The organism is Butyribacter sp. (assembly GCF_056818865.1).
Genome location: NZ_DBLYGC010000041.1, coordinates 1 through 5,860 on the forward strand (window position 1 = coordinate 1; position 5,860 = coordinate 5,860).

The 5,860-nt window shown below is 36.1% G+C and carries 5 protein-coding genes; 1 reads left to right on the forward strand and 4 read right to left on the reverse strand.

Features of this window, described 5'->3' with window-relative positions:
• The first annotated feature begins 286 nt into the window (after window positions 1-286).
• Complete coding sequence (locus tag ACZLXV_RS13000) at window positions 287-1,618, forward strand: MATE family efflux transporter (protein WP_482383700.1); 1,332 nt, start codon at window positions 287-289, stop codon at window positions 1,616-1,618.
• 184 nt (window positions 1,619-1,802) lie between these two features.
• Here ACZLXV_RS13000 and lgt read toward each other — a convergent pair whose 3' ends face one another.
• The 4 genes from lgt to ACZLXV_RS13020 all read right to left on the reverse strand — a co-directional run bounded on the left by lgt (window position 1,803) and on the right by ACZLXV_RS13020 (window position 5,744).
• Window positions 1,803-2,663: a prolipoprotein diacylglyceryl transferase gene (gene lgt, locus ACZLXV_RS13005; RefSeq protein WP_022224618.1), complete on the reverse strand. Its 861-nt coding sequence runs from the start codon at window positions 2,661-2,663 to the stop codon at window positions 1,803-1,805.
• 55 nt (window positions 2,664-2,718) lie between these two features.
• Window positions 2,719-3,819 (reverse strand): redox-regulated ATPase YchF, encoded by a 1,101-nt coding sequence (ychF, locus tag ACZLXV_RS13010; protein ID WP_367334915.1) that lies wholly within the window; start codon window positions 3,817-3,819, stop codon window positions 2,719-2,721.
• A 378-nt stretch (window positions 3,820-4,197) separates the two neighbouring features.
• Window positions 4,198-5,070, reverse strand: a complete 873-nt coding sequence (locus ACZLXV_RS13015) for a hypothetical protein (protein ID WP_482383701.1) — start codon at window positions 5,068-5,070, stop codon at window positions 4,198-4,200.
• A gap of 56 nt (window positions 5,071-5,126) precedes the next feature.
• A complete protein-coding gene (locus tag ACZLXV_RS13020) occupies window positions 5,127-5,744 on the reverse strand; it encodes a PBECR4 domain-containing protein (protein WP_482383702.1) in 618 nt (205 codons plus the stop codon).
• Window positions 5,745-5,860 lie beyond the last annotated feature (116 nt).

Consider the following 5,860-nt stretch of genomic DNA (forward strand, 5'->3'; position numbering starts at 1 on the left):
GAACAACTCCATTATACCACAAACCGTGAGGAGATTTTTATATTTAGTAACAAAAAAATGTCGTATTTATGCGGCGTGTGGCGTTTCGCAAACGCCTAATAAATCTGACTGATGAAGGGAAAATACTTATACGTAAAAAAATTTATCCTATCATTAAATGTGAGAATAATTCCTTCTCATTATTGACTGAACAGGAGCAGACTTTTGTACTTAATATATTTGATAAATATATACACTCTTTACACACTGAATTTAATAAACTCAAAAATTTACATCGGAGGTAGTCATGGCAATTCAATTATCAGAACATTTTACATTTAAAAAACTATTAAAATTTGTATATCCGTCAATAGTAATGATGATATTTACATCCATATACAGTGTTGTTGATGGATTGTTCGTATCTAATTTTGTCGGCAAAACAGCACTTGCTGCCATAAATCTCATACTTCCGTTTATTATGGGATTAAGTGCTCTTGGCTTTATGATGGGAACAGGCGGAAGCGCAATTGTTGCAAAAACACTCGGAGAAAAGAAAAATAAGAAGGCAAACGAATATTTCTCGTTGATTGTATACACCACAATTATAGGCGGACTTGCTTTCTCCATACTTGGAGCAATATTGGTGCGCCCGGTAAGCATTGCGCTGGGTGCAAACGGAAAACTTCTCGAAAACTGTGTATTATATGGAAGAATCTCTTTTATCTCACTTATGCCATTTATGCTCCAAAATGTTTTTCAGAGCTTTTTTGTAACCGCCGAAAAACCAAAACTCGGCCTTTTTGTAATCATTGCCGCCGGAGTAACCAACATGGTACTTGATTATATCTTTGTTGCCCTATTGGGATTTGGTTTAGCCGGAGCCGCAATTGCCACTGTATGTGGAGAGTGCATCGGAGGTCTTCTGCCACTTTTTTATTTCGCCCGAAAAAATTCAAGTCCTCTGAAACTCGGAAAAACACATTTTTATGGCAAAGTTCTTTTAAGAACATGTACCAACGGTTCCTCTGAACTTATGACAAACCTTTCAAGTTCAATCGTAAATTCACTTTATAATTTACAGCTCATAAAATTTGCCGGAGAAAACGGTGTAGCCGCATACGGAACAATCATGTATGTCAACTTTATTTTTGTTGCGATATTTATAGGATATTCTATTGGAAGTGCACCTATCATAAGTTATCACTATGGTGCCAAAAATCACGATGAGTTAAAAAATCTTTCTAAAAAAAGTTTAACTCTCATCTGTATATGGGCTGTGTCCATATTTACACTCGCACAATTACTTGCAGCACCTGCTTCAAAATTATTTGTCGGATATGACCAATCTCTATATAAAATGACTGTTTCAGGATTTAGAATTTACTGTCTCGCATTCCTTATAAACGGCTATAATATATTTGGTTCGTCATTCTTTACAGCTTTAAACAACGGGCCTATATCGGCAGCTATTTCATTTTTAAGAACACTTGTATTTCAGCTTTCTGCCGTTTTGTTGCTGCCTGTAATTTTAGGCATAAACGGTATATGGCTGTCTATTTCCGTTGCCGAGCTCTTTACGCTTTGCGTTACAGCAACTTTCTTTATCAGAAAAGCAAAATATTATCATTATATATAACGATGTCAGGAGTAAAAGATATTTTGACCCTTGCAGCATATAATATGATGAAACAAAAAAACAAATTCTTTAAACAAAAACAGGTGGGTTATCACACTTACTGATTAGTGTGATAACCCACCTTCGTATTTAATCAATCTGTCTTATAATTTTTTATTTATAATCTAAATCCGGTCGGTCATTATTATTTTGCATCCTTTTTCTTTTTAAACATGACAATCATTATCACAGCCGCTGCAATCGCAACTGTCGCAGATAATACCTGCGAAACCGCAACCTGCGTCCCCAGTATAAGAAGCTGGTCTGTTCTAAGCCCTTCTATCCAAAATCTTCCGGCACCATATCCCAATAAATATATAAGGAACAACTGACCGTCATATTTTTTCTTTTTAGTATAAAATAGAATTATCAATAAAACTATCACATTCCACAAAGACTCATATAAGAAAGTCGGATGAACCTGTATATAAGATACTCCATCGATATCAACAATATGTTTAATAATATCATGCGTGATATTCGACTGACTAACCTGAGTTCTTTTTATCTGCATTGCAAATAAGCTGTCTGTGTATCCTCCAAAAGCTTCTCTGTTAAAGAAATTGCCCCATCTTCCTATTATCTGGCCAATCAGAAGTCCTCCACAGGCAGTATCCAAAAGTTTCATAAAAGAAACTTTTCTAACCTTTGAAAACACAAATGTTGTTATTACTCCAGCTATGACACCGCCGTAAATGGCAAGTCCACCGCCTCTTGTATTTATTATCTCTTTGAGATTTTTACTGTAATAATCCCAGCTGAATACAACATAATATACTCTCGCACCTATAACAGCAAATATAATATCCCACAATGCAAGGTCAAGATACATTTCTTTGTCCTGACCGGTTCTCTTAGCCTGCCATGCCGCTACGAGATAGCCGCAGACCATGCCAAATGCTATTATAATTCCGTAATATGCAATCGAAAAGCCTCCTATAGAAATGCTCTTGCCAAGCTTCTCAATTTCTATCCCTAAATGTGGAAATCTGATGTCAGCTCCCATCTGCCATCCCCCTTAAATTTAACTATATGTATAAGTTTACATAAACCAAAAATCTTTATACATTAAATCTGAAAAGAACTACATCTCCGTCCTGAACAACATAATCTTTTCCCTCTGAACGAACAAGCCCTTTTTCCTTAGCAGCATTCATACTCCCCTGCTCTACGAGATTATCATAACTTACAACTTCAGCTCTGATAAATCCACGTTCAAAATCAGTATGAATCTTACCTGCTGCCTGAGGAGCTTTTGTTCCCTCGGTAATCGTCCAAGCCCTTGTCTCATCCTCACCTGTTGTAAGGAAACTAATCAAACCTAAAAGTTTGTAGCTTGCTGCAATCAGTTTGTCAAGTCCTGACTCAGATAATCCAAGATCCTCCAAAAATTCTTTCTTTTCGTCATCCTCTAATTCTGCAATTTCCTGTTCAATTTGTGCACAGATTACGAAAACTCCTGAACCCTCTTTGTCTGCATATTCTCTTACCTTTGCAACATATTCATTAGAAGCTGCATCATCAGCCAGGTCATCCTCTGAAACATTTGCTGCATAAATCACCGGCTTATATGTCAAAAGATTGAAGCTTTCCAATAATGCTTCTTCATCCTCATCTTCCGTCTCATATGTCTTTGCAAGATTTCCATCCTCCAAATGTTTTTTCAGCTTTTCAACAAGCTCAAACTCTTTCACAAGAGTTTTATCATTTTTGACACTCTTCACGAGTTTTGAATATCTGCGGTCCAAAATCTCCAAATCTGAGAATAAAAGTTCCAAATTGATTGTCTCAATATCACGCAACGGATCAACGCTTCCGTCTACATGCACAATATTACTGTCATCAAAGCAGCGAACCACATGTACAATAGCATCTACCTCACGGATATTGGCTAAGAACTGATTGCCAAGTCCCTCACCTTTAGATGCTCCTTTTACAAGTCCAGCAATATCCACAAATTCAATAACCGCATGAATTGTCTTTGCAGAATTATGCATCTTTGTCAAAACATCCAATCTCTTATCCGGTACAGGTACTACACCCACATTAGGCTCAATAGTACAAAACGGATAATTTGCTGCCTCCGCTGCTCCTGCCTTTGTAAGTGAATTAAATAATGTACTTTTTCCAACATTTGGAAGACCAACAATTCCTAGTTTCATTTTTCTATCTTTCCTTTCTTGTAAACCTTGATTTTACGGGGCTTGCGGGTTTTGGCATCTCGTTTATGTACCAATTTATGTACCAATTTTTCGAGACAGCAATTTTTCTGCCCTCAAAAATTTTGGTTAACGTACCAATCATGTACCAATTTTTGAGAGCAAAAAAAATTAAACCACTTTCAAAGCATCCGCAATCTGGTCGATTTCTTTATAAATGAGTCGCAAAACTCAAATTTAATCATAGCATAAAATGTGGGAAATGTAAAATCGAATCTTTTGATCTGCTTGGGCAAATATTCTTCAAATCCCCTTTGATTTGTCAGCTTTTTCTTTTCAACATATAAAACAAATGGGCAATTTGGAACTTTTAACATTTCTTCAAGCTTGTTGATTCCGATATTGCTGTATAATGTGGCTTCTTGTTTTGTCAACATCGCTTTTTGCTATATCATGCACAAAGGAATACACTTTTTCTGACCACTGCCATACATCCAACTTATCATGGCTCAAGCAAAACGCTCTGTCTGACAGTTTTTCAGGCATAACTTTCATTATTTGATCCTTGTATTCAAACGGAATGACAATCATATACACATAATCAGCCAGCTCCACTTCATCTTTTACCTTAATAGGTAAAAAGCCATCGTGCACAACCAGTGGATGCTTTTCTAAATCATCATACTTGAAATAAAATCGTACACCTGGCGTAAAGCCTGCACTCATCTCGTCTTGTGAAGGACTTCTTCCAAGTTTTCTCTCCATTACCAATCTGTCCCCTGCCTGACAGTTTCCCCATGAAAACATTACATAATGAAAAAAATCTGTCGGATCATTTGCTGCATTTCTATCTTCTTTCTGTAAAACAGTATCTGAAAGTTTCCTTGCATTTACAGCAGATAGTAAAGAACCACATTTCAAAATAGAAATTGCATTTTCTAAAGGTGCCGTATGACACACCAAATCTGTCATACAGCCACCACTTGCTTTACATGCTGTACATTCCCTTATAATTTCAGGTCTACGTACATTCTTATATTTGTCCAGATTAAGCATTTCTTTCTGAACATACTGTAAAATATCGTCCCTGTCAGCCTCAATTTCACATTTTCTTCCGTGATTTTTCTCATAATTCACAAAGTCAATTATATCTTTCATTTCATTATCACTTACGTTCGGATAATCCGACAAAGCTTTGTATAAAACGCCATCCCATAATTCTGTAAACTCATGATTTCCTATATTTAGCTTCATATTACGGTCACCTGCCTCTCAATGTGTTTTGATTCATTTCTATACTGCCCCTCACTTTATACAAAATCATCACTAATCTTTGTCTTTATTTCTTCCGGTATTGTGCCAATTTCCTTATCCCCCTTATAGGATATTATTTCATATTTTGATTCATTGGTCTGCTTACAAAAAATGAAATCCACTTCATATAACTCTCCAAACTTTTCATTTCCAATTTCTTCTATCCGAAAAGAATATGGCACCAGACAATCATCAATCAATTTTCCGTGCTTATCTCTATTTTCTCCACATAATAAAATAAACTGCAAATCTGTAATACCTATCTTGTAATTTGCTGTAAAGGTAACTACATCCTCTGTGATCAAAACTTCCATATTCGTAATCCTGTATAAATCCTCTAAATGATCCGTCTTTTTTTCTGCCAGATCATACGGATGATCTTTATCAAAGAAAAACTCTTGTACTTTCAATCCATTCTTGGTTTTCGCATGTTTATAAAACTCTTTTGCCTTTAATTTCGTATTTACGCCAGTTAAATGTAAAAATGAGGAATTTTTGAAAACTACCTCAATGCTTTTTCCTTCATATACATACATAAAAGTTTTTCCAGCCAAATATCTCTGATAATTCTTCGCAGCATTATGTATCTTCTTCAAAATTGCAGATTTTCCCATTTGTACTCCTCTCTAAATCATAACCACCGGCTTAGCCGGTGGTTTGCTCTGCCCCTATAAGGGGCTTTTTCCTGCTTGAGCCTCAAGGCTCATCGAAATTGTTCGCCTCGCGCACT